We start from the raw sequence: 26,035 nt of genomic DNA, 5'->3' as shown, positions 1-26,035 counted from the left end.
TCTTTGACAATGGAGGGGAGTATGTCTGAAATGAACATTCTAGTGGTCGAAGACGAACAGGCAATCAGAAAAGGGATAGAGAGGGCCATTGCCCAGCTGAACGATGGATTCCGCGTATTGAGTACGGCAGACGATGGGGAAACGGCCTTGCAATGGCTCGAGACAGCCAAGGTTTTGCCCGATTTGATCATCACGGATATTTATATGCAGTTTATGGACGGCATCGAATTGATCGAACAGGTGAACAGACGTTATCCGGGTATTCCCTGCGCGATATTGTCCGGTCATGAAGATTTCAGACTGGCGCAAAAAGCCATAGATTTAAAGGTATGCCGGTATATTACTAAGCCTGTGCAGCCGGCAGAGCTGCATGGCATCTTATGCGCGATCCGAGAGGACATCATGAAGGCGCGTTTGCGCTTTGCCTCTCAACAGCACGCGGGCAAACCGTCACGAGCCAACACAGAGAGCTATGTGCGGGAGAAGCTTCTATCGGATTTGCTGGAAGGCAAGCTCCTTTCCATGGCGGAACTAAAGGAGAATGCCGACTGCTTTAACTTTCCACTCGATGGGGAGTATTTCGGCGGCGTCGTCCGGCTGAAGAAAAGCGAGCCGGAGCTGTCGCAGCGGGATTTGCTGCTGTACTGCACCGGAACCAAGCATCTGTTTGGCGAAACCGTCCTCGGAGACGTCAAAGGCTTTGTCTTGATTAAGGATGAACGAACGCTGGTGTTCGGCATTCAGCCTGCGGACTCAAATTCATGCGACAGCATTCAGAATTTTGCTCTTCTGGCCGACAAGGTGCTTGGCATTCCTGTGGCCACAGCCGTGGGAACGGTTGTTCGCGGCATTGTCCGGATTCCGCAATCCGTAAGTCAAGCCTATGATCTATTGGAAGCCCATTCCTTGGGGGAACCTTCCTATCCGTTGGAGGAGGAGCAAAAATTCCGCATGGCGCTTGGCACGGGCAGAACGGAAGAGGCGCTTTTATCAGCGCGGCAATTTCTTCGGATGCTCATGGCGGGCAATGCGGGGGACGCTCATGCGCTGCAAGGCTTTTATAAGCTTGCGGTCTCCGTGGAAAAACTGTTTCAGGAACTGGGACTGCAGTGCCCCGCATTGCCACAGTTGCACCGGCACTCCATGGCTGTAGCGGCCAAACGAATGCAGCGGTGGCTGGAAGCTTGCGTGATCAGCCGCGGTACGGTGACGAAAACCGGCGCAGCCTCGGATGTTGTTGACAAGGTAGCCGCGTACATAGAACAGCATTACCACGATTATTCGCTTACTCTTCAATCTCTTGCCGATGTCGTTTCGCTTCATCCCAATTATTTGACGCAAACGTTCCGCAAACAAACCGGTTTTTCCTGCATGCAGTACCTGGCAAAGACGCGTATGGAAAAAGCCAAGCAGCTGTTAAACAACACCGATCTGAAAATATCCGAAATTGCGGAGAAGGTCGGCTACGAGAACCCCCTTTATTTCAGCAGCTACTTCAAGAAATGGGTCGGTAAAAATCCATCAGACTACAAAGAGGAATCCGGTTCCTATGCTTAAACCGCTGTTCAGACATCTCTCTCGATGGTACACCACACTCAACAGTAAAATTTTCATTAAGCTCATCCTCATCATTTCGGTTCCGAATCTGCTGTTGATTGCTGTCATCGCCCAATTGATGTCCGATCAGATCGAACAAAAAGAGGCGGAAATGAACAATACGCTGTATGTGCTGGAGCATGCGGCAAGCAGAGAAATACGGGCTATTTTTAACGATGTGACCACTTTGACGAACCAGATTCTGATTGACCCCGACGTGCAGAGGATATTAGCCTCGGCCAAGAAAACCATGGAGGAGGGAGATGCCGGCCGCCCGCTTGATGAAAATGTGCGTCTACAGGAGAGATACGCCAACGAGCACACCATGAGGAACCTGCTGTCCAGATCCCGGTTGGTTTGGAACAATATTTTTTCCATCGCCATCATCGATATGAACGGAGAAGTATATTTGAATACGTCCGAAAATTACCGGATCTATCCTGAAGATTTGGAGCGTTCCGAGCTGTTTAAGACGGTGATCTCGGCGGAGCAGTCCGGTTTGGCATGGAGCGTCAGCGATGCATTAATCAAAAACAAGGATATGATCACCATCGCGCGTAAAATCTATGGCGTAACGCAGCCGACCGAGATGATCGGTTACGTTATTGTGAATCTTTCTTTGGACGCCGTTCGCAGCTCCTATGAGACCTACAATTATTACGGCCAAATGATTTTCGGCATGATCCATGCATCGGAAAACGGGTGGATGGTATACGACAATAAGAAAATCCAGGGCGGCACCGGCCCTCTGATCGATCAAGCAGCGGGGGATATCGCATCCAAGCTGACGGAAGTTCGCCTAAACGGCCGCATATGGAGAACCGTTCTCATGCGGATGGACCAGCAGGACTATCTTTTTGTCGGGCTTGACAAGGAATTTATCCATAAAGAAACGAAAGAAATTCGGAATAAACTGATTTACGGTTATGTGATTTTTCTATTTCTTGCATTGATTGTATCCTTGTGGGCGACGAAAATACTGTCTCAACGGCTCAGGCAGCTGATTAAGGCCATGCGTAAATTCGGTCAAAACATGTGGGGAACGCGAATCTCGCTCAAGGGAAACGACGAGATCCGCATCATCGGAGATCAATTCAATCTGATGGCGTCCGAAATCGAGGAATTGATGACGAATTTGAAAGAGCAGCAGCGCTTAAAAAGGCTGTTTGAGCTCAGAGTTCTCGAATATCAGATCAATCCTCATTTTTTATACAACACACTGGATTCGATTCATTGGCTCGCTCAGGAGAATGAACAGCCCAAAATCAGCGAGATGGTCAGCGGCTTGTCCAAGCTGTTCCGCATGATTTTAAGCCAGGGCCGGGAAACCATAACCTTGGCCGAAGAGTTTGAAATGGTGCGCGTCTATCTGCAAATTCAAAAAATCAGGTTTGAAGAACGCTTCGATTTTACCCTTCATTTGGCTGATGAAGCAGCCCAATATACGATCGGTAAATTGGTGATGCAGCCCCTTGTCGAAAATGCGATTGTCCATGGGATGCGGCGTTTGAGAAAGAAGGGTCTGCTCCTGATCACGGGTTATCTCGAAGAAGATGAGGTCGTCGTCGATGTCTCCGATAACGGAGTGGGGATGACGGTGGAGCAGTTGAATAAACAACGGGAATTGTTGAATGGCGACGTTCTGGAGGAGGAGATTATTTCCTCTTCCGGATACGGGATGAAAAACGTGGATTCCCGCCTCAAAATGCTATATGGCTGCTCCTATCGGATGATCATTCGTTCATCCGGAGAAGCGGGAGAAGGAACGAGTGTTCAAATTCGGATCAAGAAACAAGCCATGAAAATCTGATGGATTTCATTTACCACTTTGCAAACCAAAAATCTGTTCCGGTACCGGGCCTGGCAGACTTTTGGTTTGCGCTATTTGCATGCGGAAATGACAAGCCCGGATAGGAGAACAAATGGAATTGGGCGGCGCGTTTAAGCTCTGCCGACGATCGGTTGGGTCTTATTTTTTGGCGACGCGCGGACGCTTTTGAATTTCCTCAGTGACGACCATGGCGAGTTCATCATTACCGAAAAGCGACAAGACGCCCAGCAGCGTTTCATCGGCAATTTCGCCGGCCTCTTCTTTAGGCACGGTCAATGCGATCGCCTGCTGCAGCGAAGGATTAGCGTCTTGCTGCGGATAGGCACGGCGGTACAATGCGGCCGGATCGAGATCATGATTAACGCACCACTGGGCAAACACAAGAATCATCATTTGCTCGTCGCGCTGGTAGTTGCGAATGATTTGTTGCTCAAGTTCGTTTTGACTCATTGAAAAATCTCCTTTTACACGGTAATATGGGTTCATTATAGAGAAAGTTCAGGTGCGCTGACAATGATCATGAACGAAAAAAATAAAGCCTCCGAGTTTCACCTCACAGGACCAAACGGGGAAGACCTGGGCATCGTCCCGACGAAAAAAGCTCTGGCCATGGCCCAAAAACTCAAGGTTGATTTGGTATGCACCTCATTCATGAGCAGTCCTCCGCCATGCAGGCTGATCGGTGCAGGAGCGGCCAGGCAGGAGGCGCAGCAGCCCGGAAGCAGGATCGCGTGCCCAAGCTGAAGGAGATTCGTCTTACACCCGGGATTGAAGAGCAAGACTACGAGACCAAATTGCAGCAGGCACAGAAAATCCTGAAATCCGGCGATTCGGTGATGTTCGTTGTCCGGGCGCAAGGGAAAGAAGAGGGGAGGGGAAAAGCGCTTTTAGAGGATATACTGCGGGATCTCAGCACGGCAGGCCGTAAAAAACGGCGATTCAGATCAGCGGTAAGCAAGCTGCCGTTCAAATCGATCCGGTCTGAAGGAGAGCACGACAGCCCACAGCTTGATTGATCAATGATAATTGGGGATGGAGATGGGAACACGTGCTTCGGATCGTTTTGTTTTATGTTCCATTGGGCGCGGAACGGCTGGACCGATGACGGAAGATACGGGGCTGTCATTTTTATGGTCGGCGTGATCATCGAATGCATGGTCTCCGTCTGGGAAGGATCCGCCCTCAAAAAACGCCTTCCGGAGCGAAGGGACCATCAAAGCATTGAGCTGGCGCGGCATTTGCTTCCTTTTTATTTGTGCTTCCATCCATCAAATTGTTATCCAATTTTATTCGTCGGATCGCCGCAATGTTTTGATTGTCGTTGCCTGCTTATCCATATTATCGCCCGCTTTTCTCCTGACGATCTCATCGGATGCAGGGGGAAGATGGCTGTTGGAAGGTGTTCTTGGCGTGCACGGGCCGTTGCTGCAGGAAGTTCAGATGCTGTTGAAATTATTGTCCATACAGAGTTTGCTGTTTCCCTGGATCGATTTTTTAGCCGGGAAATGCATGCTGCTGGGGAAAACCAAACCGATTATGGCGAGCAAAATGGTATCTGTGCTGTTCTCCGTCGCTTTATTGATTTTGTTCGTTTTTACGATTCCTCATCTGAACGGAGGACTGACCGGTCTGGCTGCCGCCATCGCGGCGCCATTGGAGCAGGCAACGGTATATGTCCTGCTTCACCGGCTGGAAAAACAGTCCGACCCGTTCCTGCTGAACCGCTCAACAGGCTCCGCCTTATAGCAGCTCTTTCGTATGGACAGGATATAAAAAGACTTTGATGAATCTGACACAAGGCGAAAGGGGATGAAGAACCATGAATTCCAGAAAGCTGGAGGAAGAATTGGCGCAAAAACTGACGGAAGGCCAAATGGAGCAGGAGGATACGAAGGAGGCCGCACGCAAACGGCTGCCGATCAAAACCGAGATCCGCATTCAGGCACAGATTGATCCGGTGCTTGAAGAGACCAGAAGGTTTCGGCAAATGGCCTCGGAAGTGGATGATCGATATGCCAAATATGACCGGTTGGTCAACGAATCCAAAGATAAGGAAGAGCAATGAATAGATGAACAAAAACGGGTTAAAGAGCTGCTGCTCTTCGACCCGTTTTTGCTTTAGGCAGGAGAGAGTCTAGGATTGCTCCATCCAGAGATAGAGGATAAACAGGAGGAACAAATGCGCCGGATAGAAGCTGCGGTACAACCATTTTTTAATGGATATCTGGTAATTAGGGATAGGATAAGCAAACAGAAAAGTCCCCAGCAGGCTAAATAATTGAATCCAGGCGCCCGTTCCATATACGGCGATAAACATCATGTTCAGGGCCGTATGATAAACGATCAATTTCCACCCGGTAAAATACCGGTAAAGAAAAACAAGCAGCACCCCATAAAGCCCGTAATCCATAGGTATCAGCAGGGCAGCAAGCAGTACTCCGGCCATCAGCAGGGCTTTATATTTCTCATCCTTGATGCGATCCGCTGCATATAAGCCAACGATCGACAGCAAAAGAGTAAAGATCACATTTAATTCCCAATCATCGAATGCCAGGGAATACGGAATCTGCGACAAGCAGGCCAGCCAGAACAGCCTCCGCATATAGTTTTTCAGGCTGCTCGTGTGAAGATAGCCTTGGACCAGAAACCAGCAGTAGAGCGGAAAGGCAATGCGTCCGATAATGCGGAACAGATCCGTATGAGGAAAAAAAATGTACCCGACATGGTCAATCAGCATCGTGGTCATAGCAATAAGCTGCAGCATGATGGTATCACCTTCAACTTTGGTTCCCGGGCCAAGCGTTTAGGATATCTTTTACAGCTCATGGGAAGCGATCTTCTTGGCCAGCTGTCGGGATATCTTAGCGATAATATGAAATAATTGATCTTGTTCTTCCGAAGAAAGCGGCTCAATCATCTCGGCCAGCAGCCGGTTTCGGACGTCCAGCACCGTTTCAATAAACCTTTTTCCATTGGGAGTGAGGGTAACCATGACTGTGCGCCGGTCCTCATTGCTCCGCAGCCGCTCAATCAGATTGTCCTTTTCCAACTGATTCAGCGAAATCGTAGTAGCTCCCGAAGACAAATGCAAATGCCGCGAAATATCCGTTACCATGCAGCTTTGGCGCTGGTATATCGTTATCAGTATATGATATTTGGTGCCATTCATACGAAGCTGCGGGTCTTTATGATGGGCATCCAGCAATTTCATTTTATATCTCAAGAATGTTTCATTAAAATGATCCATGGCTTCGATTTGCGCGGTCATATCTTTTTTTCCATCTCGCATTCCCATTTTCCTTGTTCATCCCCAATTTCTTTCCCGATGAAATGACATAAGTTAAGTATACAGGATTACTTTACTATTTGTATTCTTTTTTTTATTATGATAAATTTATTTTGTTCTAAAATACTTTGTTACAAAGTAATTTATATATTAAACCATGGAGGGAGAAAACCTATGAAAGGTCGTTTGTTTGCAGCCAATCTGATTGGCATTATCGTCATCGTTGCTTTGATTATGGGAGGTTTCTATTACTATCTTCAAAGCTCACAATATATTAAGACAGAGGATGCGCGCGTCGCAGGGGATATCATAAACCTGTCCGCACCGGCTGCAGGAACCCTGACTAACTGGGACGGGAAAGAAGGGGACGTGGTCGCAAAAGCCAAAGTTGTGGGCCAAGTGAGTGACGGAACCAAGACGGTCAATGTAAGTCCGGCGCTCGAAGGCACTATTGTGAAAAACCAGGCCAAAGAAGGCCAAATGGTTCAACCCGGCCAAACCTTAGCCCAGCTCATCGATATGAAGAAGCTGTATATCGTAGCCAATATTGACGAAACCGACGTGAAAGATATTCAAATCGGTTCAGACGTCGAGGTAACGGTTGACGGTGATTCGAGCAATACGTTAAAAGGCAAGGTAGAGGAGATCGGACGGGCAACGAATTCCGTATTTTCGCTGCTTCCCGTGAGCAATACAAGCGGCAACTACACGAAAGTAACGCAAAAAGTGCAGATTAAGATATCGATCAGCAACTACTCGGACAATGTACTTCCCGGGATGAATGCTGAAGTGAAGATTACCAAAAAATAATGTAATGATTTGGAAAGGAGGAGCGATATGGCTGCTCAAAACTCAGCCGTGAAGAGCAGCGGCGACGGTATTTCCCGGCACATCCCGCTGTTGACCGTGTTGATGCTGGGTTTGTTCCTGGCGATTTTGAACCAGACGTTATTAAACGTTGCTCTTCCACATATGACAGCGGATTTCGGTGTAACGACGAATACGATTCAGTGGCTTTTAACCGGCTATATGCTGGTAAACGGGATTTTAATCCCTTTATCCGCATTCTTAATCGAAAGGTTCGGAGTTCGTTTGTTGTTTTTGATCGCCATGTTCTGTTTTACGCTCGGAGCTCTGATATGCAGTCTGGCCCCGAATTTTCCGCTTATGCTGGCCGGTCGTCTGATTCAGGCCGTTGGCGGGGGAGTGCTTTCCCCTCTTGTCATGAGTGTGATTCTGTATATCTTCCCTCCGGAGATGCGAGGCAAGGGCATGGGGCTTTTCGGGCTGGCTATGATGTTCGCTCCGGCGGTCGGCCCGACATTATCCGGTTGGGTGGTGCAAAATTATGACTGGCATCTACTTTTTTCGGGGATGATACCTCTAGGGGTGCTGGTTCTTATCATTGCCTTTTTTACGCTAAACAATATCGAAGAACCGAAAAAAATAAAGCTGGATTATTTCGGCACCTTTACCTCTTTAACCGGAGTTGGATTGCTTTTGTACGGCTTGACGGAAGCGGGAACGAAAGGCTGGACGGATATCGCAGTCCTGGCTTATCTTGTTATCGGTTTGGCTTTGATCTTCATCTTTGTACTGCAGCAAATGCAGTCCGATACGCCTATGCTGGATATGCGCGTGTTTAAATACAGCATGTTTTCGTTATCCACCGTCATCAGTGTGCTTCTGACAGCCAGCATGTTCGCAGGGATGATTCTGCTTCCCATATACTTGCAAAACTTAAGAGGCTTTACGCCTATGGAGTCCGGACTTCTTATGCTTCCGGGTGCGCTGGTCATGATGGTCATGTCGCCGGTGTCGGGAGCTTTATTCGATAAAGTCGGCCCGCGGCCGCTTGCGATCATCGGCATGATCATTACGACCGTCACCACATTTGAATTTACTAAGCTGACAATGGAATCGACGTATAACTTTATTATGATTCTGTATATGCTTCGTTTCTTTGGGATGTCGTTGTTGATGATGCCGATTATGACCGCAGGGATGAACCAGCTGCCGAAGGAACTGAACAACCACGGTACAGCCATGTCCAATACGCTGCGTCAAATTAGCGGCTCGATTGGCACAAGCTGGATTACGACGATTTTCACCAACCGGTCGACTTTCCATTTTGCTTCGTATACGAACCGGATGGATACAACCAATCCAGCCTTTATGGATTCGTTTAATTCGCTGGTTCACAAGATAGCCGATTCGTCGCACCTGCCGCTGGAACAGGCACAAGTCCAAGCCATTTCCCAGCTTGCTGGACAAGCCCAGATGCATTCCACGGTTATGGGGATCAACGATGCTTTTTTCTGGACCTCCATCATTTCGGCCGCCGCCCTGCTGCTGTGTGTATTTCTGAAGGATGTGCGAAAAGATAAAAAGACTGCGGAAAGGGAAGAGGCAGCAAGTACGGAGGTCATTATGCTTCCGGCTCCTGGTCAAACCCGGCAAGGTTAACGTATGGTTAATTCTTGAAAGTCTCGTGAAGCGGAGGCGGTTAAATGAAAATTTACATTGTATACGATAGTGAAGGCGGACATACGGAAGCTTTGGCCCGATCCATCGCTGAAGGGGCCTCGAGAGAGGCTCAGGCGGAGGTGCATATCCACCATGTTCATTCGGCCAGTGTCTACGATCTCGCCGATATGGACGCCATCATTTGGGGGTGTCCCGGGCATTTCGGAACGATTAGTTCGGGGTTAAAAGCCTGGATCGATAAGCTCGGGCATCTCTGGGCGAACGGCAAGCTGATCAATAAAATCGGGGCGGTATTCTGTACGACGGCAACTCAGCATGGCGGGTTGGAGTCCACCATGGTCAGTTTAATGACTCCCATGCTGCATCATGGGATGATTATCGTAGGTCTTCCCGGCAATATTCCCGAGAATGCCCTGTACGGTTCTTATTATGGCGTCGGCATCACTTGTCCGATCGATAAGGATGAGCTCATAAGCGAGCAGGGAAAAGCGCTCGGAAGAGCATTGGGAGAACGCGTCGCTCAGGTGACCAAAAAATTCATTCATGTGTAGTGAGGGACATCAGTGTGGAAAGGGGGAGAGGCGGTGATTGTTCCCATATTGAGCATTGCCGTCGGCCTGATCCTTATCGTGATTCTCATTGTTTATAATCTTCGTTCGCTCTCTTCGACCCCTAAAAGAAGCGAGCGGCAATATCCCATAGTCCGTGCTGAAGAAGATTTGGCGAAACCCGAATCGTCAGATGACGCGAGCGCATCCGCGGCAGCACCAAAGCATGCCCGGCCGTTGGCCAAAATGGAAAGCATGGAGCCCCAATCAGAAGGAATATCCGTCACTGACGATTCTTCGGTACTTGAAAGCACGGATTCCGGGCAAACGCGGCGCGCTCCGGATGACGGGAAAATGGCCGATCGGGATTACCGGCAGGCGCTTCAAAAATTTCGGAAGCGGGACCAACGCGAAAGCTCAAAAAGGATTCGGATCATACGGCAATGAAAGATGACGATTTTCGCGCCGCGCTGCGTTCGATGATGAACGACAGATCGGAAAAACCATAACAGGAAAGGCCCGAAAGCTCATTCGGATGAGCCATTCGGGCCTTTTTGTACACTTGCTATGCTGCGTCTTTTGGCTGTTATTATGGGAGAAGTCGAATTTCTGTAGTTGCACTCTTGTTGTTCGGTAAATGCGCGGTTATATCAAATTGCGTGACGTTTCCGACGACATGAACCCTCCCATCCGGATCTACCGTCACCGTGCCTGTATCGCCTTTGTCCAGATCTCCAACAATATGATCCGCGATAAGCACTACAGCGAGGGCAAAATTATACTTCTGCACTTCATCTTTCTGGTACTTGATGCCGTAGTTGTCGTATACTTTAAGGTTCATCGCAGTAAACGCGTTAAATTCGGCGGAATATACGTTATCCGATACCGTCATTCTTTGATAGGCTCTCGCATCGGCTTCAACCTGACTTGCGGCCACGACCTCGTCTTTTACGTTTACGGTTACCGATGCGACTTTGCTTTCGCCTTTATTGGTCTTGTAAACGATATTCACGGTCGCCGTTCCCGCTTTATTGCCCAGAACATAGCCGCGGTTGTCATTCGAGCGACCGACTTTGACCACATTGGGATCGGACGAGGTGATCGTCTCGATGATGCCTGGAATCGCTACGGCGTCTCCAGCCGCATTGGTCACATTAAATTTGATTTCCTTGGCAAATTTGCTGAGGGTCGGGTCTTCGGCTACCGTCCTTGTGACAAAGCCGTTGAGCCCGGTAGCCGCACTCGTTAATCCGCTATCGATCACGTTGGCGATAGTGCCGGGATTAGTGATAGATACATGGGGATCATTGGTGCTTATCGTTCCGGAAACGGTTAACGTCGCTGTGAGCGGTTTGTCCAGACCGGTTACTCTAATCGTGTACTCGCCGGCGGTTAGCTCAGCATCGTTAACGGTTAAATCCGCTGATTTATGGTCGTTGGACCACTTGGTTGTTGTAGAGAATTGCTGGGTATCCTTGGTAAGGGAAAAGGCGACCTTGGAAGGATCCACCGGCTGGTTCAGTATCACTTGCACGGTCTTATTGTCAACCGATTTGACAGAAACAATCGCTGCCGGAGTTGCGTTATCCTCTTGCTTATGGAACGCTTCATAACCGGCATAAGCGGCTGTAACCAGATCGGCACGGGAAGCCGCAGCACGGCCGTCTTTGCCGGGCGGGTGAATGCCCAAAGCCTGAGCTTGCCTTACAGCATCCTCATACCAGGGACTGCCTGTCACGTTCACCGGCTTACCCAAACCGGTGACGAAAACCTTATCCAGCTGGCCTATCGTCACATCATTTCCCGGAGCAAATTCCGTATCCGTCATCCCATCGATCAGCCCGGCCTTCTTAGCGGCTTCTATGTACGGGATCGCCCAGCCATGTTGCGGATCGTCGGCTTTCACATCCGCAAAGCTGGAGGTAGTGATGCTGTAATCAACATCCAAATCGAAGACCAGTGCAGCCACTTTCGCAAACTGGGCACGAGTCATGTTTAGATGAATCCCGAAGGTATCATCCGAAACTCCTTCAAATATCCCTTTAGACAGCAGCGAATCTATCTTTGCTTTCAAAACCGGATCAATATTGGATAAATCATTGAAAGCATAAGAGACTTTTGCGTTAGCAACGGCAACGGCCGACTTATTTTCTACCGGATTGGCCAGGGCTGCGGAAGTCAGCATGGCAAAAGCCATTGTCGAACACGCCAAAATTTTGAAGCTTTTATTCATTAGAAAGGCCTCCTTCATCATTCAATCTGCGAAAACCGGGTGGAAGAGCGTGATAAAGTTGGGAATGAGTACAACGATTTCATTATACATTGGCAAGAATACCAAAGTCATCTGGAAATAAATTAACAGCCGCTTGAACAGCAGCTTGCCAAGGATGGCCGCCTCATTGTTTACATAATATTATTTATGTTAAGTTTAATCGATTGACCATAAAGACCGGCTGAGGATAAATCAATCAAGCTTTTGTCATCCTGACCCAATCGACGAGTAGGATCAGGTCGTCGGTCATGGTTTCAAACGTTCGGATTTCTTTGCCTTCCGGTGTGATGATGCAGGCGACGATGTTCTTTTTGTGAACGTCAAGCCCGCACACATGGCTGTAAACGACGTCCATTCAAGAAACTCCTTACGGCATGTTAGATTGAAGGGCTGGTGCAACAACCACCGGGTGCCGCGTCAGCGGCATGGATGTCTAATACTTTATTTTCTCAGGACAGCTTTTTTTGTTAGACATGAAAGCGGTTTTAGTAGACAATATAGATATTTCACCTGTTGTTTGTTCCATATTCAGACTGCTAAATTCATTAGCTGGACAGGAGGACATTCCCATGTTTAACCTTGACAACAAAGTGGTCATCGTTACTGGAAGCGGTTCCGGCATTGGCAGAAGTATAGCTCTGGGACTTGCCCAGGCCGGAGCTGATCTGGTCATTACTGAACTTCCGGAGAGATTGGAAACCGCCAATGAGACTGCCAGGCAAATCCGCAGCGCGGGCAGGCGAGCCCTGGTCGTTGAACTGGATGTAACGGACGTGGGCGGGATCGGGAAGATGATCGAGCAAGCCTGTGATTATTTTGGGAGAATCGATGTACTTGTGAATAATGCCGGAGTGATCATCAGGAAAAAGGCTGTAGAGGTGACAGAAGAAGAATGGGACAGAGTAATGGACGTCAACCTGAAGGGCGTTTTCTTTTGCTGTCAAGCCGCGGGCAAAGTCATGATCCGGCAAGGAAGCGGGAAGATCATCAACATCGCATCCATTAACGGGATGATCGGTTCCGCCGAACGGTCCTCGTACACCGCAAGCAAAGCAGGGGTGATCAATTTGACCCGTACCCTGGCAGCCGAATGGGCTGAATTCGGCATTAATGTCAATGCTATCGGTCCAACATATTTATTAACGCCGTTAACTGAGTCTTTATTTGCACAAGAGACATTTAAAGAGGATTACCTTCGGCGTCAACCTATTCAAAGGATCGGAAAACCGGAGGATCTTCTGGGCACGGTCATTTATCTCGCCAGTTCTGCATCTGATTTGGTCACAGGCCATACGGTCATGGTCGACGGAGGATGGACGGCAGTATAAACCGTATCGGTAACGCTCCAACAACAATCGTCAAAATTCAACGGATATAATACAAAACAAAAATGCTTTTCCTCACTATTTTTGAATATCCGACACCCTGATTTCGACTGTAAATTCATCTCTTTGAATCTACAATGAAAGAAGTAGAGTTGAAATCTGGATTAGGTGTTGCGAGTTTTTAATAGGGAGGGAGTATTGTGCAATCGATGCTGGAATCTGAAAACGAAATTTCTGTTGAAGCCTTCTACAGTACCAAACAAGTTGCTGAAATGACGGAGCTGTCGGACGATCTAATCCGTGTTTACCAAAAAGAATTTAATTTGCAAGTGGAGCGTACCTCTCGCGGACACCGTCGTTTTACGCAAAAGAACATTTCCGATTTGCTGGCGATTAAAGAAAAAATTCAAACCGAAGGCTGGACCTACAACCAGGTGCGTGAATGGCTTGAGGGCAGCGTAAACATGGATAAAACACCGGAGGCCAAATCGAATTTCGAAAAACAAGTTGAGGACCTTGCGGAAAAGGTTACGGACCAAAACGGGCTGCTTCAGATGCTGATTCAAAAGCTGGACGAGCAATCGAAAGTGATGGAACAGCAGCAGCGGTATATTGAGGACTCCTTAAAAATGCGCGACCGGCATCTCACGGAACATCTTCGTTCCCAGTTTGAAGTGGCGGTTGCCGTTGAGGCACCAAAACGAACCGGCCGGGGCAAGCCCGGATTTTTTCAACGCTTGTTCAAAACCAGGTAGGAAGCCGATGCGCCGTAATTTCACTTACAATAAAATCCGCATGCCGGCGGTTCAAAAGCGTGCTGGGGTTATTCGCTCTATCAGCGGATAGCCCCCGGCATATCTTGCTTTTATTGGGCTGCCTTCAAATTTGCTTTATTCCGACTTACCAAATCAAATCATTTTCTAAAACAAAAAAGAAACCGCTATAAATGAGATATGAATTGCCAAGCAAATACAAGCGAAATCTATTTTCCATTTTCTTGATTAAAGCATCGGATGAAAAGGAAGAGCAAGAATCTAATATTCGATCTAATATTGCCAGTGTTCCGGTTCGCTGGAGAGCCGGTCAGGATTGTCAGACATGTCATTTATTACAGAAGAAAAATGATGTCCTTTAAGACATTAATCGAGTCAGTATGAGGAAAATGTTATGGAAGTTCGTATTTAGTTGTACTTGACAATTGATCAGAGATATTATTTGGAATGTCGATATTGTCAGTTATACATTTTCACAAAACTCGTATTTTGTACATATGTCTATAAATCGATTAGGCCCCCTTGTATGGCATGCTTTCATATATCTTGTTACACAATTTGATGTGATTTTTCGTACATTAAAAAATAAGTTTCGATGATCCGATCCACTATATTTAAACAAAAAAAGCCGACCAATTTGGCCAGCTTTTTTTGGGTAAGATATTTTCATGTTCTTCACATATTTACCGGAACTCGAACTGACTTTCTTCTGCTCTCCCTAATTTATACCACCCCCTCTATTATTTCTTACTGCACTTGGCATTAACAAGATAATGACAATGACTTCTTTCCTTAGTTTTATATATAATTCTAATTCTACAAAAAATGGAATATTGAATGGAATGCCTGAGACAAATCCAACCAATCTATGTTCGATCTGAATATTGATCCTTTTAGTGTGCTCAATAGTATCCTTCACCCATTATCTATAATTAGTAGATTTTGTCTATAAAATAAATTGTCTGATAATAAAGGATGAATGTCTAATTGCTTGTCAAAAAAGGGTGGATTGCCGAAAGAAATTGGGTTTAGTGATTGTATCATCGTAATGACTGTGGAAAATGTGTGTCGTTGCCGGTGAAACCGGAGGTATTAGCCATGACCAATCCCCAGTAAGATTTCGTCCTTCGTCAGATTCGATCTGCTCAAAAAGTTGAAATTGTTTCGCTGCAGTGTGGTGATCGACAATGGTGACACCTTGTTCATTGAAAGAGTGCAACACAGCGATGTTTAACTCGATCAGTGCCCTGTCCTTCCACAAGGATGTGTCCGTTTTGGTATTAAGCCCCATTAAATGAGCCACCTTGGGTAACATGTTGTACCGCTGAGTATCGGCGAAATTACGTGCACCGATCTCTGTTTCCATATACCAACCATTGAACGGTGCTGCTGAATAGGTAATGCCGCCTATTTCTAATGCCATGTCTGAAATCATTGGAACAGCGTACCACTTGAGTCCTAATTCAATGAATTGAGGTAAATCCGGATGACGAATATCGACTTCCATTACTAAGTCGTCAGGAATAGGGAACCATACAGGCTTTTCCCCATTTACTTGAATAACTAATGGTAACACATCAAATGCCGTTCGTTTACCTCGCCATCCTAACTCCTCACAAATACGTGTAAAACGCACTGAATGTGGATCGCCCACGATACCTTGATCTGTTTCATAACCGGCGTAGCGAATGAGTTGGTGATTCCAGATCCGAATCTTAGGGTCGAACACTGTGATGGTTGGCCTGATTTTTCCTACGTTCGTTGCATATTCAATATGGCGATAAAGAGCAGTCACAACTTCCTCAGCGGTTTGTCGACTTCTTTCGTCAAACACTTTGAGTGACTGCCAAAATAATCGTCCTATACATCGATTGCTATTTCTCCAAGCCATTCTAGCCCCGTGTTCCAATTCCTCAAATGAATGCTCATAGGTTCCATCCTGTTTGATCATGTTCCATATTTCCGATATTCTTTCGTGAGTTTCGTCTATCCCCTTTCCGAGTTCCTCATAGCAAGTGATAATGAATTTTCTTGATTCTTCGTATAGTTCCATGCTGAAATGTTCCTTTCAAGTCCGCCGGTAGATATACTTTTCCACTGTATAGTATACTCCAAATTATACCCATTTACTATTGAGCTCTTCTGCCCGTTAGCCTAATACACTTTGCCAGTCTAATATTTATTCTCTTAGTCTAATGTTGGAATCCGATCGACATCGCTCTACGATGTTGTGGTACATTCGCATTCAATCTTTACATAATAATTATTATGTAAAGATTATGGCATTATGATCTGCCAACACATGGAGGCCTGGTACGTGAGTCAAAAGGACAAGCGGGACCAGCTTAAGCAGATCATTCCTCTCAACCTGCACCTGCCAATTTTAAAAAGACACGTTCTCAAAATTGGGTTAGGCTGCCTTTTTGACGGCATGACTCTTAGATGCTTGAATGAATTTGTTCCGCTGTATTGGGGAGATATTCCTGCTTGTCCCCTTCTGATTCCTCCACGTGCTTGGGAAACGTAAGTATGATCAGGAAAACTAAAATCAATGGGATACTGAACAAAATGAAGTAGGTTTTGAATTCAAAGTTCAAAGCCAATAAATAACCGCCTATTGCGGTCCGAGAATAGAACCGATGCGGCCGACGCCAAGCCCCCAACCGACGAAGGTCGAACGCATTCGGGTAGGGAAAACCTCTGTCTTGAGCGAATGGATAATGTTTTGACCGCCTACGATCAGCATGGCGGCAAGTCCGTTGAACACATATAAAGCGGCAACCGTTTCGATATAACCAAAATCCACAGGCTGACCGCCCCCATTTTCATTTTTGAATTTTTGAATCGAGCAGGCCTATGCGCACTTAGGTTTTTTCACTCGAAAAAGCACTTCCGGAGCAATCATCAGCAGCACCATCGAGCCGTATAATCCAATCGTGTAGCTGGTCACGTAAGCGAAGCCGATGATCTGGTGAAACACAAAGGTGAGCAGATGGATCAGCATATTCGTATAGCAAAAGGCATAGCTTCGAATCATCCACCGACGATGCTGAAGAATCCGTTTTTTAAAGATGTGGACAAGAGCAGTTGCCGTTATGACCAGCCAGAGAATATTGAGAACATTAAAGCCTATACTGCTTATTTTTCCTCCCGTGGCATAGGGCGCCATGTATCCGGATGTCAGCACGGCAATAAGCACGGACGAAACATAGACGCAGCCGTTCACGCGATGAAAACCACGGTGCTTCTCATAGCTGCGCCTTGAACAATTGATGAGACCCGAGCCCATCGCAATACAGGCGAAACCTGCATGAATATACATGACCATTAGCCAGATCCGAGGTTTAAGCTCATACTCAAGACCTGCTTTATGACTTAAAAACGTCTCGGCACCTGGATCGACAACGAAATTGTTGACCAAGACATAAAGGATGTAAATCATACTAACGCACGCGATCAGCTTGTAGAAGGTTTGGCGTCTGTTCATGCTTTTACCCCTTATATTCGCTTCCCTGTTAATTTGGAGGCCGGCAATACATCGGCTTTGGCGAAACCGGTCATAATGTCATTCACCGATGTGCCTTGAAGGCTCGCGGCGTTTGGGTCACGGACCGCCGATCCCTTACGCGGGGGGATACCGATGTTACGCCAGACCGTTCCTCTCCGTTCAAATTCGAACAATTGCTCTACTGCATGTGCAATCCGAGGCCCCAGCTCCCGCTCAACGAGATGGAGCGCGATATCCAGCCCCGAGGTTACACCGCCCCCGGTAACAAGGTTGCCGTCATCGACTACGCGAGCCGGAACAGGTATGGCACCGGTCGCCCCAAGCACATCCATTCCCAAGTAATTCGTTACCGCCGGCCTTCCTTCCAGCAGTCCTCCCATGGCCAGCACCAAGGAACCCCCGCATACGGTAGCCACTACGATATCCGGATGCCCGAGTGCCTGCTTAAGTATTCCGGTCAGTTCCGTGTTCACGGCACGGGCCAAAATGGCAGGAATGGAATTTGGGCTGTCTCCTTCTATCTCACCGGACGCGCCAGGCACGAGAATGATGCCCTTTCGGTATGGGCTCAGCCTGCCGCCCGCTTCAATTTTTAACCCGTTTACGCCACTTGGGACGAGCCTTGGCCCTTCCGCAGTGACGAATTCCACACACAACGCATGATCGGCAACCATTCCGGCCGCGCAAAATACTTCGTAAGGTGCAATAGCATCCAGAAGATCGAAGCCATCGAACAGCACGATTTGTACAGTCAACATCCATATAACCTCCTTTTATTCACTCCACTGATAGGTAGGATACCAAAAGAATCTCTCAAACGTAGCGCCAAAAAGGTAACAAAACCATAAACAAACCGTCACAATATGCGCGGAACTCGTTTTTTTGGCGGAAGAGATGATACACTTATATATATATTCGGTAAGGGTCAATCCTCGGAATGAAGGCGGGATCGATATGAATGAAAGACCTACGATCTTGGTCGTGGACGATGACCGGAGCATCGTTGAACTATTGAGAGACTTTTTGGAGAATGATCATTTTCAGGTCGTAATGGCTAATGACGCGGCGCAAGCATGGACAGCGTTTCAACAGAACACGGTTCATTGCATCATCCTGGACGTTATGATGCCGGGACAAAACGGATTTGATTTCTGCCGGCGCGTTCGGACGGAAAGCCCTGTTCCGATCCTGTTCTTGAGTGCCCGCAGCGATGATGTAGACAAGATTCGCGGGTTGACACTTGGCGGCGATGACTATATCGTCAAAACCGCTTCACCCGGCGAAATCGTTGCCCGCGTAAAGGCTGTTCTGCGACGCGCCGGCAACCAGCAAGCAAGTGCGGCCAAGGTGTTGGATTATGGCCGTCTTAAGCTCGATTTGTCTACTAGAGAAGTGTTCGTCGATAGAAGGAGAGTCTCGCTCACGCCGAAGGAATATGAGCTGCTGCGATTGTTTGCGGAGCAACCGAGACAGGTGTTTACCTATGATCAATTGCTCGCGAAATTCTGGGATGGCATCGGCGATAAGCATACGATTCGCGTCCATCTGAGTCGTCTTCGCGAGAAGATCGAGCTGGATCCGGATCAGCCGCAATATTTAACCAACGTATGGGGCGTTGGTTATCGCTTCGAGGGGCGTATAACATGAGGAAGCTTCGTATTCGTACCTATGCCTTGTTCAGTTTGGTGCTCCTTCTGCTGCTGCCATGGGTTTTCTTTGTGGCAGCTCACTTCATCACGACCCAATCGCTGCATATTGGAGCGGGCCGGCCGGATTCCTATGCGGTTCCCATTGTGGCTGCGTTTGCAGGGCTTCTGCTCGCTTTCTTTATTGTAGGCATTCGCATGCGAAGGCTCCTTCTTATGCCCCTTGAGAAAATGAGCCAGGCAGCTCGGCAAATTGCCGAAGGCGATTGGGACGTTCAGCTGCCCCCATCGACCATCAGAGAGATTGCCGAGGTTCGAGAGGGATTCGAAGTCATGGTGAACGGTCTGCTAAGCTCGCACCGGAAGCAAGCGGAGCTGGAGGAGGAACGGAGATTCGTTATCGCTGCTGTCGCACATGACTTGCGGACACCGTTATTTGCCTTGCGCGGTTATTTGGACGGGGTTGAGCAAGGCATTGCGCAAACACCGGAACAAATCGCAAAGTATGTGGATGTTTGCAAGGAGAAATCGGCGCAATTGGACCGGTTGGTCGAGGATCTTTTCACCTTTACGAAGTTGGAGTACCTGGAAACGGAGTTAAGCAAGAACACAGCAGGTTTTAACGAAATTGTTCAGAAATCGATTGACAGCCTGGAGCCGCAAGCGCAGAAGAAGCACATCTCGATCGTCGCCCATTATGCGCCGGATGATTGTTTGATTCGAGCAGATTCGCACTTAATGGAGCGCGCGTTGAGCAATTTATTGGATAATGCCGTGCGGCACACGCCTGCTCATGGCCGCATTCTCGTTCAGTGCCGCCAGCAGGGAGATCGGGCAGCGTTCACGATCCAAGATTCAGGGCCGGGCTTTGCGCAGGATGAGCTCAAACGTATCTTTGAGCCTCTTTATCGGGGAGAGCAATCGAGAAATCGTGCGACGGGAGGAGCCGGATTGGGGCTGACCATATCCCAGCGAATCATCCGCCGGCATGGAGGCGAGCTTGCTGCAAGCAACCACCCGGAGGGAGGAGCCATCCTCTCAGGCTGGATTCCTGTCGCTAACCGATAGGAAGACCGGCTCCAAATAACCAAGGAAGCAAGCGAAGGCTGCCAGCAAATATTCGGTATCCTTCGCTTATCGTTCATCGTCCCAGCAATTTTACTATTTAGAAGGGATCAGCACGGATCCCTCCATGAGTCTTCGAGCACTGCGGCTCATGACCACTTTTTTCACGATCCAGCCTGTTTCCTCTTGTGCGGCATCAGCACCTGCCGTTAAGGTACCGGAGGGGTGACCAAAACAAAGTGCTGACTTGGTGTCACCTAAAATCTTACTGACAATCGTTCCCGGAATTGCAGCTGCAGCGGCGATCGCAACAGCACCCGTACCGGTCATGGCATGATGAAGTTTACCCATGGAAAGAATGCGTGCCAAAATATCAATCCCCTCCGCTCGCACTTCTTTTCCGTCGGACGCCGTGTAGCTCGCCGGTTCTCCGAAAAATGCGATTTTCGGCGTGTGCTGACGCTTCGTCATGACATATTCGACGTTATCGGCCAGACCCATGGCCACAGCTCCATGAGCCCGAATCGCTTCAAAGCGGGCAAGAAGCTCCGCATTACCGTTGATATCCTGCTGCAGCTCCGTTCCCGTTAATCCCAAGGATGATGCCGAGACAAAGATAGCAGGGTTTCCGGCATTCATTAAGGTGACCTCCACCTCTCCCACACCTGGTACCGGAAGTACATCTATTGGATTTCCTGTAGGGAACATGGCTCCTCCCTCCTCATCCCCATCGCCCGCACCCGGATCTAGAAATTCCAATTTAATTTCCGCTGCGGGGAAAGTGACACCATCCAGCTCGAAATCACCCAACTCTTGCACCTCTCCATCCTTCATCGGGACATGAGCAATAATCTTCTTGCCGATATTTGCTTGCCAGATATTTATTGCAGCCACTCCATCCCGCGGAGTGTCTACCAGGCCTCTATGTATGGCAAAAGGCCCTACAGCCGCAGTAAGATTTCCACAGTTCCCGCTCCAGTCCACCAACGGTTGTCCGATGGCAACCTGTCCGAATAAATAATCTACATCACATCCCGGCCGATTACTTTTACTGATAATGACGACCTTGCTCGTACTCGATGTAGCCCCGCCCATACCATCAATCTGCTGACCATACGGATCCGGACTACCTATAATACGTAATAATACTCCATCACGCTCAGTTGGATCGGCCGGTAAATCATCCGGTACGAAAAACACCCCCTTGCTTGTTCCGCCACGCATATATATTGCCGGTATTTTGATTTGTCTTCCCCATTTACTCATGACCGTTGTACCTCCATTTCCTTTATCTTTGCCTCTCTTCTTTTTGACTCAACGCCAGTTTATTTCGCAGCACCATCTGCAACACTCCACCGTGGCGATAGTAATCAATCTCGACTTCACTATCGAATCTTACCGCTGCTTCAAACGTTTTTTGCGTTCCATCCTCGTCCGCTGCCGTTACTTTAACAAGCTGCCGCGGCTTGATGTCTCCGAGCAATCGACTCCGGGCATAATCAGCAAGCCTGTTGTCTATCGCGGTTTTGAATTAAACTTAGAAATTTAATGAATTTATAACGTTACATTATACTTTAATGCATCTGGCGTCCCAAACTTATCCACCTGCTCAGCGTGGTCAATCACCAAATCAACCGGAATCTCCGGATTAATCTGCTTCGGGTCTCCGCCCATGTTCGCCATGGCGGTTCGTAAAGAAGCCAAGTCCACGACAACAGGAACGACGGTATAATCCTGAAGGACCATACGAGCCGGCTTAAAAGGTACTTCTACATTTTCTTTCGCATCCTTTGTGCCCCATTTCGCTAAATTCTCAATGTGCTCCTGCGTGATCGTTTTTCCGTCATACTGACGCAATACTGACTCCAATAAAATTTTAATCGAGTACGGAAGTCTGGATACTTAGCCTATACCAGCTTCCTCCAAAGTTTGAAGCCGGTAATAATGAACTTGTTGAAGATATCTTGAGGTGTTCTCATGGTCTCCCCCTCTCCTATCCTGTTGTAACGAACTTGAGATTATTATAGGCCGGACCCAGAACTAAAAGAAAATATCAATTCCTTATGACCGGCGATACCCATTGGGAATATCTAAAAATAAAAAAAGAACCAAACAAGACAGACTGCAATTGTCTCATTTGACTTCTTTCTTTACTCTTGCAAATCGGTTTCTTTAACGAAATGAACAAACGCTTTCGACAGTATTCATTTCCAGCGCTTCATTATAGTAAAACATCCAGGTTTGTCTTATGATGCGGTTTCCCTCTTTGTCTGTGATGTCTACTTTATTGATCTCCGCATCCTTAGCGTTTCGTGATGGAAGGTTGAGAAATGAATAATTCCTCAGCGGTTCTTGTGATATTTTTATGCTTGTAAAGCACCCGCAATATGAGCCAATCTTGTTCCTCCAATGTCTTAGCCCCTCTTCCAATCTATAAATAACATACTATATATAGCTGAACGAAAATCAGATATGCAAGTTGGTTATGTCTAACCATGCAAAATTAGTATTTTTAATTCATTATACTTCTATGATTAAATGTTAATAGGCAGCTACTCATGTTAAGAACGGAGGAACATACATGAAGGATATTGTGAGCTTGTTTCAAGAAATTCCGACCACTTGTATATCCGATGCTTTGCAAGGAATGAATAACCTGGATCCCGGCATTAAACCTTTAAAGGAGCAGTATAGAGTTGCGGGCAGAGCTTTTACAGTTAAAATGCCTGTTGGAGACAATCACGCTGTACTTCGGGCAATATCCGAGGCTAAACCCGATGATATTCTTGTCATCGATGCTAAAGGAGATACGTACCGTGCAGTGGCCGGCGACTTTGTCGTGGGCATGGCACAAACCTTAGGAATAAAAGGTTTCGTTGTTGACGGAGTCATCCGCGATATTCATGGGATCAGGGAACTGAATTATCCGGTCTTTTGCAAAGGGACCACGGTTGCTGCGAGCGGCATAGCGGGAGGAGGGGAAATTAACGTACCTATCTCTTGCGGCGGAGTTTCGATCCAACCCGGTGATATCATTGTCGGGGATGTGGACGGGGTTGTCGTTGTCCCTAAGGACATAGAAACAACGATTCTCCATAAAGCTTTGGATAAGTTGAAAATGGATCAAGAGCGAGAAGAGCTTGTTTCCGGGGATCAGGAAGCAATAAGAAAGCATCTTGATTCAATACTCTCCAAGTAAGACTTATGGGCAAAGAGAAAAGCTGATCTCCTATGCGGAAATCAGCTTTTACTTTTGTCTCTATCCTCTACCGTAAAATGTTGGGCTTCATTCCCTCATTCGCCCGATTCCCTGCACGATCCGCTCAGGTTATGTAACGGCGGAAACAATATAGCTTTGCCGCCTATCCGCCTCCAATGATTATCGTATCAAGTTCCCCTTCCACCTCCATATCCTCCATTCGAATTCGGCTCATTCCCCTTCTTTGACGAACCGCTCAATCCGGCTTTTAATGGAATCGCGAACAGTACGGAATTGGCTCATTATTTCATCTTCCGTTCCAACAGCTTTTGCCGGATCATCAAACCCCCAGTGCCATTTTGTAACGTTCTTGTTGGAGATTACGGGGCAATGCTCATCGGCGTGGCCGCACAAGGTAATGACATAGTCGGCCCGATTCAAAATATCGGGATCGATCACGTCCGAGGTATTGTGACTAATATCCACACCGGCTTCCTTCATTACTTGTACTGCCCGAGGATTTACCCCATGCGCTTCAAGCCCTGCGCTTTTTACTTCGTATTTATCACCACCTAATGCTTTTAAAAAGCCATCCGCCATCTGGCTTCTGCAGGAATTGCCGGTACACAAAAAGTAAACTAACGGTTTTTTCTCCATGATGGAACAATCTCCCTTTTAAATTGAACTATTCATGCATTCATCTGCAGATGCTGCAGAACATACAGCCATATATAAAGACCGGTAAGCGTAATGAACAATGTAGGTACTGTTAGCAGAATGCCGATTTTAAAATAATAACCCCAACTAATTTTTACGTTTTTCGTAGAAAGCACATGCAGCCAAAGCAGCGTAGCCAATGAGCCGATCGGTGTGATTTTCGGACCTAAATCCGAACCGATCACATTCGCATAGATGAGCGCCTCACGAATAAATCCGCCGGTTTGAGTGCCCTGGATCGCCAGCGCGTTAATCATGACTGTTGGCATGTTGTTCATAATGGAGGACAGGATTGCGGCAATAAAGCCCGTACCTACGGTAGCCGCAAAAAGTCCTTGGTCTGAGACCGTTTGAATGACACTGCCGAGCGCATCGGTAAGTCCGGCATTTCGAAGGCCATATACGACTACATACATACCGACGGAGAAGACCACAACTGCCCAAGGAGCATTCTTCACCAGTTTCCATGTATGGATTGCAGGGCTTTTTCTCGCAGCAAACAAAAACGCAATCGCAGCGATGCCTGCAATCAAGGATACAGGGAGCGAGAAAAATTCGCTGACGAAATAAGCGACGAGCAGTGCGGCTAAAATGACCCAAGATAGTTTAAATAGCCGCGGATCTTTAATGGCTTTCTCCGGTCTTCTCAATGAGGTCAGATTATAGTTTACCGGGATGCTTTTATGGAAATACAGATAGAGCGCAACGAGGCTTGCGATGATAGAAAAGAAATTCGGAACGATCATACGGCTGGCGTATTCGGCAAAACCGATGTTGAAATAATCCGCGGATACGATATTGACTAAGTTACTGACGACAAGCGGCAAAGATGCTGTATCGGCAATAAAACCGCTGGCCATAATAAACGGCAAAATCATCCTTTCATCAAATTTCAATGCCCGAACCATTGCAAGCACAATCGGCGTGATAATCAGGGCTGCACCGTCATTGGCAAACAAGGCAGCGACCGCCGATCCCAACAGAATGATAAAAACAAACATGAGGAGTCCGTTTCCGCGTGCTAGCCGTGCCATATGTAAGGCTGCCCACTCGAAAAAACCAATTTCATCAAGAATCAGCGAGATTAAAATGATAGCCACAAAGGCCAATGTTGCATTCCATACGATACCGGTTACGGTGCCCACGTCCGTAAAGCTGACCACCCCGAACAATAAAGCGAGAATAGCTCCGGCACTCGCCGACCAGCCGATATTCAGTCCCCGCGGCTGCCAGATGACCAACGTCAAGGTAAATAAAAAAATGAGAAATGCGATGATCGCCATGTGTCCCCCACTTATTCGCAACAGTCGTTTTTCTTCTGATCGATCTTTAGTTTTAATGACGGGATATATTCTAAAATTGTCTGAATATATGGTTTATCATCAATATTTAATGAGTAATAAACCCATTGGCCTTTACGTGTTTCGTTGACAAGCCCGGCTGATTTTAGTTTGCGCAAATGCTGGCTTGCATTCGGTTGAGACGTTTCCAACAAATCAACGATGTCGCATACACAAAGCGTCCGCTCTTTCAATAAAGCCATGATCGTTAACCGTGTTTTGTCTCCGAGCATTTTAAAGCTTTCCGACATTTCATTTATTTGTTCCATAGAGAACCTCCAATAAATCACTATAAATCTATTGGTCTTTTAAGACTTCAACCGTTATAGCCACCTCACAGTCAACATCAAATGAATGATAAAATAAATATATAATAATTCAATTATATAATCAATTGATTATATTTTAAAAAGATTGTAAAGAAGTTTATCATTTACCCCCT

General features: G+C 47.3%; 28 protein-coding genes and 3 pseudogenes. 16 read left to right on the top strand and 15 right to left on the bottom strand.

Annotated features, from left to right (window positions below):
• Window positions 1-30: 30 nt before the first annotated feature.
• Window positions 31-1,557 carry a response regulator gene (locus IJ22_RS07925; protein ID WP_160327354.1) on the top strand — a complete coding sequence of 509 codons (1,527 nt, stop codon included), beginning with the start codon at window positions 31-33 and terminating at the stop codon, window positions 1,555-1,557.
• Complete coding sequence (locus IJ22_RS07920) at window positions 1,550-3,406, top strand: sensor histidine kinase (RefSeq protein ID WP_062408353.1); 1,857 nt, start codon at window positions 1,550-1,552, stop codon at window positions 3,404-3,406. The genes IJ22_RS07925 and IJ22_RS07920 overlap by 8 nt, the downstream gene beginning before the upstream one ends.
• Window positions 3,407-3,565: 159 nt before the next feature.
• Here the strand turns inward: IJ22_RS07920 and IJ22_RS07915 are convergent, their stop codons facing one another.
• Window positions 3,566-3,877 carry a hypothetical protein gene (locus tag IJ22_RS07915; RefSeq protein WP_054818597.1) on the bottom strand — a complete coding sequence of 104 codons (312 nt, stop codon included), beginning with the start codon at window positions 3,875-3,877 and terminating at the stop codon, window positions 3,566-3,568.
• Window positions 3,878-3,940: 63 nt separating this feature from the next.
• Here IJ22_RS07915 and IJ22_RS27170 point away from each other — a divergent pair, with 63 nt between their 5' ends.
• The 4 genes from IJ22_RS27170 (at window position 3,941) to IJ22_RS07895 (ending at window position 5,492) form a co-directional block, all read left to right on the top strand.
• Window positions 3,941-4,171, top strand: coding sequence for a hypothetical protein (locus IJ22_RS27170; RefSeq protein WP_418007099.1), 231 nt, complete (start codon window positions 3,941-3,943; stop codon window positions 4,169-4,171).
• The gene (locus IJ22_RS27165; protein WP_418007098.1) at window positions 4,066-4,443 is read left to right on the top strand and encodes a translation initiation factor; all 378 of its coding nucleotides are present in this window, start codon (window positions 4,066-4,068) and stop codon (window positions 4,441-4,443) included. Before IJ22_RS27170 ends, IJ22_RS27165 begins: the two co-directional genes overlap by 106 nt.
• Before the next feature lie 376 nt (window positions 4,444-4,819).
• Entirely contained in the window at window positions 4,820-5,173 is a 354-nt protein-coding gene (locus IJ22_RS07900) for a hypothetical protein (RefSeq protein WP_145862508.1), read from the top strand.
• A 73-nt stretch (window positions 5,174-5,246) separates the two neighbouring features.
• Window positions 5,247-5,492 carry a hypothetical protein gene (locus IJ22_RS07895; protein WP_062408350.1) on the top strand — a complete coding sequence of 82 codons (246 nt, stop codon included), beginning with the start codon at window positions 5,247-5,249 and terminating at the stop codon, window positions 5,490-5,492.
• A gap of 69 nt (window positions 5,493-5,561) precedes the next feature.
• On the opposite strand, the gene IJ22_RS07890 is transcribed toward IJ22_RS07895, so the two are convergent.
• Window positions 5,562-6,191: a TraX family protein gene (locus IJ22_RS07890; RefSeq protein ID WP_062408349.1), complete on the bottom strand. Its 630-nt coding sequence runs from the start codon at window positions 6,189-6,191 to the stop codon at window positions 5,562-5,564.
• Between the two features lie 51 nt (window positions 6,192-6,242).
• Window positions 6,243-6,716, bottom strand: coding sequence for a MarR family transcriptional regulator (locus tag IJ22_RS07885; RefSeq protein WP_062410910.1), 474 nt, complete (start codon window positions 6,714-6,716; stop codon window positions 6,243-6,245).
• 171 nt (window positions 6,717-6,887) lie between these two features.
• Here IJ22_RS07885 and IJ22_RS07880 point away from each other — a divergent pair, with 171 nt between their 5' ends.
• Genes IJ22_RS07880 through IJ22_RS07865 form a run of 4 tightly spaced genes read left to right on the top strand, consistent with a single transcriptional unit; the run spans window position 6,888 to window position 10,195 of the window.
• Window positions 6,888-7,523: an HlyD family secretion protein gene (locus tag IJ22_RS07880; protein WP_062408348.1), complete on the top strand. Its 636-nt coding sequence runs from the start codon at window positions 6,888-6,890 to the stop codon at window positions 7,521-7,523.
• A gap of 27 nt (window positions 7,524-7,550) precedes the next feature.
• Window positions 7,551-9,179: a DHA2 family efflux MFS transporter permease subunit gene (locus tag IJ22_RS07875; RefSeq protein WP_062408347.1), complete on the top strand. Its 1,629-nt coding sequence runs from the start codon at window positions 7,551-7,553 to the stop codon at window positions 9,177-9,179.
• Window positions 9,180-9,223: 44 nt separating this feature from the next.
• Window positions 9,224-9,751: an NAD(P)H-dependent oxidoreductase gene (locus IJ22_RS07870; RefSeq protein ID WP_062408346.1), complete on the top strand. Its 528-nt coding sequence runs from the start codon at window positions 9,224-9,226 to the stop codon at window positions 9,749-9,751.
• A 33-nt stretch (window positions 9,752-9,784) separates the two neighbouring features.
• A complete protein-coding gene (locus IJ22_RS07865; RefSeq protein ID WP_062408345.1) occupies window positions 9,785-10,195 on the top strand; it encodes a hypothetical protein in 411 nt (136 codons plus the stop codon).
• 142 nt (window positions 10,196-10,337) lie between these two features.
• On the opposite strand, the gene IJ22_RS07860 is transcribed toward IJ22_RS07865, so the two are convergent.
• Window positions 10,338-11,981, bottom strand: coding sequence for an S-layer homology domain-containing protein (locus tag IJ22_RS07860; protein ID WP_062408344.1), 1,644 nt, complete (start codon window positions 11,979-11,981; stop codon window positions 10,338-10,340).
• A gap of 250 nt (window positions 11,982-12,231) precedes the next feature.
• Window positions 12,232-12,375 (bottom strand): annotated as a pseudogene (locus tag IJ22_RS26015) (IS110 family transposase); the annotation flags it as partial.
• Window positions 12,376-12,589: 214 nt separating this feature from the next.
• Between IJ22_RS26015 and IJ22_RS07855 the strand changes: the two are divergent.
• On the top strand, window positions 12,590-13,348 hold the full coding sequence (locus IJ22_RS07855; RefSeq protein WP_062408343.1) for an SDR family NAD(P)-dependent oxidoreductase: 759 nt from the start codon (window positions 12,590-12,592) through the stop codon (window positions 13,346-13,348).
• A 206-nt stretch (window positions 13,349-13,554) separates the two neighbouring features.
• Window positions 13,555-14,100 carry a MerR family transcriptional regulator gene (locus IJ22_RS07850; RefSeq protein WP_235594336.1) on the top strand — a complete coding sequence of 182 codons (546 nt, stop codon included), beginning with the start codon at window positions 13,555-13,557 and terminating at the stop codon, window positions 14,098-14,100.
• A gap of 1,012 nt (window positions 14,101-15,112) precedes the next feature.
• On the opposite strand, the gene IJ22_RS07845 is transcribed toward IJ22_RS07850, so the two are convergent.
• The gene (locus IJ22_RS07845; RefSeq protein ID WP_062408341.1) at window positions 15,113-16,171 is read right to left on the bottom strand and encodes a nitric oxide synthase oxygenase; all 1,059 of its coding nucleotides are present in this window, start codon (window positions 16,169-16,171) and stop codon (window positions 15,113-15,115) included.
• Between the two features lie 264 nt (window positions 16,172-16,435).
• Between IJ22_RS07845 and IJ22_RS26010 the strand changes: the two genes are divergently transcribed.
• Window positions 16,436-16,645, top strand: a complete 210-nt coding sequence (locus IJ22_RS26010) for a hypothetical protein (protein ID WP_145862507.1) — start codon at window positions 16,436-16,438, stop codon at window positions 16,643-16,645.
• 87 nt (window positions 16,646-16,732) lie between these two features.
• Here IJ22_RS26010 and IJ22_RS07840 read toward each other — a convergent pair whose 3' ends face one another.
• The 3 genes and pseudogenes from IJ22_RS07840 to IJ22_RS07830 all read right to left on the bottom strand — a co-directional run.
• The gene (locus IJ22_RS07840) at window positions 16,733-16,924 is read right to left on the bottom strand and encodes a hypothetical protein (RefSeq protein WP_062408340.1); all 192 of its coding nucleotides are present in this window, start codon (window positions 16,922-16,924) and stop codon (window positions 16,733-16,735) included.
• A gap of 48 nt (window positions 16,925-16,972) precedes the next feature.
• Window positions 16,973-17,605, bottom strand: coding sequence for a DUF2306 domain-containing protein (locus IJ22_RS07835; RefSeq protein WP_062408339.1), 633 nt, complete (start codon window positions 17,603-17,605; stop codon window positions 16,973-16,975).
• 80 nt (window positions 17,606-17,685) lie between these two features.
• Window positions 17,686-18,384 (bottom strand): annotated as a pseudogene (locus IJ22_RS07830) (DJ-1/PfpI family protein); the annotation flags it as partial.
• Window positions 18,385-18,580: 196 nt separating this feature from the next.
• Between IJ22_RS07830 and IJ22_RS07825 the strand changes: the two are divergent.
• The gene (locus IJ22_RS07825; RefSeq protein WP_062408337.1) at window positions 18,581-19,273 is read left to right on the top strand and encodes a response regulator transcription factor; all 693 of its coding nucleotides are present in this window, start codon (window positions 18,581-18,583) and stop codon (window positions 19,271-19,273) included.
• On the top strand, window positions 19,270-20,340 hold the full coding sequence (locus IJ22_RS07820; RefSeq protein WP_054818583.1) for a sensor histidine kinase: 1,071 nt from the start codon (window positions 19,270-19,272) through the stop codon (window positions 20,338-20,340). Before IJ22_RS07825 ends, IJ22_RS07820 begins: the two co-directional genes overlap by 4 nt.
• Window positions 20,341-20,433: 93 nt before the next feature.
• Here IJ22_RS07820 and prpF read toward each other — a convergent pair whose 3' ends face one another.
• The 3 genes and pseudogenes from prpF to IJ22_RS07805 all read right to left on the bottom strand — a co-directional run.
• Window positions 20,434-21,603, bottom strand: a complete 1,170-nt coding sequence (gene prpF, locus IJ22_RS07815; RefSeq protein ID WP_062408336.1) for a 2-methylaconitate cis-trans isomerase PrpF — start codon at window positions 21,601-21,603, stop codon at window positions 20,434-20,436.
• 22 nt (window positions 21,604-21,625) lie between these two features.
• Window positions 21,626-21,820, bottom strand: a complete 195-nt coding sequence (locus IJ22_RS07810; protein WP_054818582.1) for a hypothetical protein — start codon at window positions 21,818-21,820, stop codon at window positions 21,626-21,628.
• A 74-nt stretch (window positions 21,821-21,894) separates the two neighbouring features.
• Window positions 21,895-22,293: pseudogene (locus tag IJ22_RS07805) on the bottom strand (aconitase family protein); the annotation flags it as partial.
• A gap of 625 nt (window positions 22,294-22,918) precedes the next feature.
• On the opposite strand from IJ22_RS07805, the gene IJ22_RS07800 reads away from it, so the two are divergent.
• Window positions 22,919-23,536, top strand: a complete 618-nt coding sequence (locus IJ22_RS07800) for an RraA family protein (protein WP_062408335.1) — start codon at window positions 22,919-22,921, stop codon at window positions 23,534-23,536.
• 231 nt (window positions 23,537-23,767) lie between these two features.
• Here IJ22_RS07800 and arsC read toward each other — a convergent pair whose 3' ends face one another.
• From arsC to IJ22_RS07785, 3 genes are read right to left on the bottom strand one after another with little or no spacing between them, the layout of a single operon-like run.
• Window positions 23,768-24,193 carry an arsenate reductase (thioredoxin) gene (arsC, locus tag IJ22_RS07795; RefSeq protein WP_062408334.1) on the bottom strand — a complete coding sequence of 142 codons (426 nt, stop codon included), beginning with the start codon at window positions 24,191-24,193 and terminating at the stop codon, window positions 23,768-23,770.
• Window positions 24,194-24,225: 32 nt separating this feature from the next.
• Window positions 24,226-25,536: an arsenic transporter gene (locus IJ22_RS07790; protein ID WP_062408333.1), complete on the bottom strand. Its 1,311-nt coding sequence runs from the start codon at window positions 25,534-25,536 to the stop codon at window positions 24,226-24,228.
• Window positions 25,537-25,547: 11 nt separating this feature from the next.
• The gene (locus tag IJ22_RS07785) at window positions 25,548-25,862 is read right to left on the bottom strand and encodes an ArsR/SmtB family transcription factor (RefSeq protein ID WP_062408332.1); all 315 of its coding nucleotides are present in this window, start codon (window positions 25,860-25,862) and stop codon (window positions 25,548-25,550) included.
• Window positions 25,863-26,035: the final 173 nt, after the last annotated feature.

The organism is Paenibacillus naphthalenovorans (genome assembly GCF_001465255.1).
In the GTDB taxonomy this organism is placed as follows: domain Bacteria; phylum Bacillota; class Bacilli; order Paenibacillales; family NBRC-103111; genus Paenibacillus_G; species Paenibacillus_G naphthalenovorans.
The sequence above is the reverse complement of the archived record's forward strand: the minus strand, read 5'-3'. Positions and strand labels throughout refer to the sequence as shown.